The organism is Streptomyces sp. SBT349, from assembly GCF_001083795.1.
Lineage (GTDB): Bacteria > Actinomycetota > Actinomycetes > Streptomycetales > Streptomycetaceae > Streptomyces.
The window spans coordinates 1-3,237 of sequence record NZ_LAVK01000547.1; the positions used below are offsets into that span (position 1 = coordinate 1).

Sequence of the window (3,237 nt, forward strand, 5' to 3'; positions counted from 1 at the left end):
CTCACCCGCTGGAACGCCGCCCAGCTCGCGGCCATGACCCCCCTCACCCGCCGTCTCCTGGGCCTCGACCCCTGGGACTGACGGCAGCGGGCCTCACGTCGCCTGGCGTTCGGCCTTGCTGAGCGACCAGGCCGCGTTGACCAGGCCGATGTGGCTGAACGCCTGCGGGAAGTTGCCCAGGAGGCGGCCGGTGTCGGGGGCGACCTGCTCGGCGAGGAGGGACAGGTCGTTGGCGTGGGAGGCGGCGCGTTCGAACGTGGCGCGGGCCGCGTCCAGGCGGCCCGCCATCGCCTGCGCCTGGGACAGCCAGAAGGTGCAGAGCAGGAAGCACCCCTCCTCGCCCGCCAGGCCGTCCTCGCCCGTGGCCCCCGAGGTGCGGTAGCGCCGCACCAGCCCCCGGGGGCCCGTCAGGTCGCGGGCGACCGCGTCCACGGTGGCCAGCACGCGCGGGTCATCGGCCGGGAGGAAGCCGGTGATCGGCAGCATCAGGGCGGAGGCGTCCAGCACGGTGGAGCCGAAGGACTGGGTGAACGCACCCGCCGCCTCGTTCCAGCCGCGCTCCAGGATCGCCGCGCGGATCTCCTCGCGCACGCGGCGCCAGCCCTCCTCCCGGTCGGCGCCGCCGAGCCGGCGGGAGAGGCGGAGGGCGCGGTCGAGGGCCACCCAGCACATCAGCTTGGAGTACAGGAAGTGGCGGCGCTCCCCGCGCATCTCCCAGATGCCGTGGTCGGCCTCGGTCCACACCTCGGCCGCCGCGTCGGCGAGGCCGAGCAGGAACTCCGCGAGACCGGGGCCGCCGGCGTCGAGCTGGTCGGCGAACCGGACGGCCGTGTCGAGGAGTTCGCCGTAGACGTCGAGCTGCGGCTGGCTCCAGGCGTCGTTGCCCACCCGCACGGGGCGGCTGTCGCCCCAGCCGGACAGGTGTGCCAACTCGCGCTCGTTCAGGTCGTGTTCGCCGCCGATGCCGTACATGATCTGGAGCCGCGAGCCGGAGGGGACGGAGGTGGCGGCCGAGGTCATGAACGCGAAGAACTGCTGCCCCTCGTCCGGACAGGCCGCCACCCACAGGGCGTTCATGGTGAAGGCGGCGTCCCGCACCCAGGAGTAGCGGTAGTCCCAGTTCCGCGTGCCGCCCAGCGTCTCGGGCAGCGAGGTGGTCGCGGCGGCGACGATGGCGCCGGTCGGCTGGTAGGTCAGGGCCTGGAGCACGCGGCCCGAGTGGTGGACCAGTTCGTGCCAGGGGCCCTGGTACCGCTGGTGCATCCGCGACCAGCCGCGCCAGCTGTCGATCGTGGTGGCGAGCGCGGCGCCGAGCTCGTCCGAGGGGAACGGGCCCCGGGGCGGGCTCGCGGACGGGCCGGACCGGTCGCCGGGCGGGTCCCAGTGCAGGCCGAAGTACAGGTCGTCCCCGGCGTACAGCGTGGTGGTCGCGGTGGCGCCCGCCGGGTCGGGGCCGGGTTCCGGGGTCAGCCGGAGCGGCGTGGAGAGAACGAGCGTCCCGTCCACCGCGCGGGTGACGATCCCGCCCTCGCAGGCGGTGAAGCCGGGCGAGGCGAGGCCGTAACCGGGGCGCGGCCTGAAGTCGACGGACGCCTCCACCTCGCCCGCCTCGCAGCTCAGGCGGCGGACCAGCAGGTGGGGCGCCTCGGCGCCGAGCCGGTGCGGATCGTCGGCGGGGCCGGTGGCGAGCGCGTCGGTGACGGCGACCGTGCCGGTGGCCGTGGTGAACTCCGTCCGCAGCACCATCGTGCCGTCGAGGTAGCGCCGCCGGACCGTGGGCGGGGGCCCGGCGGGGCCGGTGGCGGGCCCGATCGTCCAGCTGCCCGCCCGGGCGTCGAGCAGGCCGCCGAAGACGGCGGGGCTGTCGAAGCGCGGGAAGCAGAGCCAGTCCACGGTGCCGTCCCGCCCGACCAGCGCGGCGCTGTGGCGGTCCGAGAGCAGCCCGTAGTCCTCGATCGGCGTGTCCGCCATGGCCTCACCACCTCACCGCCGCCGGGCCTCGCCACCTGCCGCCGACGGTAGCCGCGGGGAGGACTTCCCGCCTCCCGGCGCTCGCCTCCCGGGCGCTCCCCGGTGCGCCAGGACGGACGGTGGCCGCGGCGCCGGCCCGCGCCGCCGGAGGCCGGAGAGATGGATCACAGACGACTCCCCCTTGACGGCGCGGGAAACGGACCCGCACCATCTGTAAACGATTCCAGCCGTTGGAAACGTTTACGAAAATGACGCATTGAGGGCATACGGGTGGCAACCGGAATGGGGAACGGCGGACAGCCGACCATCGTGTCGATCGCCCAACGGGCGGGCGTCTCCATCGCCTCCGTCTCCCGGGTCCTCAACGGCCAGGCCGCGCGCCGCGATACGGTCGAGCGCGTCCGGCTGGCCGCCGCGGAGCTCGGCTACGTGCCCAACGCGGTGGCGCGTTCGCTCAAGGACGGCAGGACCCGCCAACTCACCTTCGCCATGCCGGACATCGGCAACCCGGTGTACGTGGCCATGGTCAGGGCGATCCAGTCCGTCACCAAGGCCGCGGGCTACCGGCTGCTGCTGCACTCCACGGACGCCGTCGCCGAGGACGAGCTGGCCGTGCTGCGCAGCCTCGGCGACCGGACCAGCGACGGCCTGATCCTCTGTCCGATCCGCATCACCGACGCGCACATCGCCGCCCTCGCCACCGCCGCGGGGCCCGTCGTCGTCATCGGCTCGCTGCCGCCCGGCGTGCCGGTGGACAGCGTGCGCGCCGACTCGGTCGCGGGCGCCGCGCTCGCCGTCCGGCACCTCCACGAGACGGGCCGGCGCCGCATCGCGTTCGTCAACGGGCCCTCCGACACCGTGCCGGGACACAACCGCGCGCTCGGCTACCGCTCCGCGCTCGCCGCCTGCGGACTCCCCCACGACGAACGGCTCGTGGTCCACACCGACTTCGGCATCGAGTCCGGAGCGCGCGCCGCCGAGCGGCTGCTGCCCGCCGGGCCGGACGCCATCTTCTGCGCCAACGACCAGCTCGCCCTCGGCGCCGCCCACGCGCTCCTCGCCCGCGGGGTGCGCGTGCCGGGCGACATCGCGATCGCGGGGATGGACGACAGCGCCCTGGCCCAGGCCGGCTGGCCGCCGCTGACCAGCGTCGACCTGGGCTCCTCAGAACGCGGCCGGTGGGCCGCCGAGTTGCTGCTCGACCGGCTCGAAGGCCGCGCCGGCGAGGGGGCCGTCCCCGAGCCCCGCACCAGCACCGCCCCTCCC

2 protein-coding genes are annotated in these 3,237 nt (G+C 74.9%); one reads left to right on the top strand and one right to left on the bottom strand.

Annotated features, from left to right (window positions below):
* Nucleotides 1–93: 93 nt before the first annotated feature.
* The gene (locus tag ADY01_RS34385; protein WP_049580703.1) at nt 94–1,971 is read right to left on the bottom strand and encodes a glycoside hydrolase family 15 protein; all 1,878 of its coding nucleotides are present in this window, start codon (nt 1,969–1,971) and stop codon (nt 94–96) included.
* 270 nt (nt 1,972–2,241) lie between these two features.
* On the opposite strand from ADY01_RS34385, the gene ADY01_RS34390 reads away from it, so the two are divergent.
* Nucleotides 2,242–3,237, top strand: a 996-nt coding sequence (locus ADY01_RS34390; RefSeq protein WP_234320528.1) for a LacI family DNA-binding transcriptional regulator, incomplete at its 3' end; no start/stop codon positions are given.

Coding starts and splice junctions, on each gene's coding strand:
- ADY01_RS34385 (WP_049580703.1), bottom strand. CDS start 1,971: ATGGCGGACACGCCGATCGAGGACTACGGGCTGCTCTCGGACCGCCAC.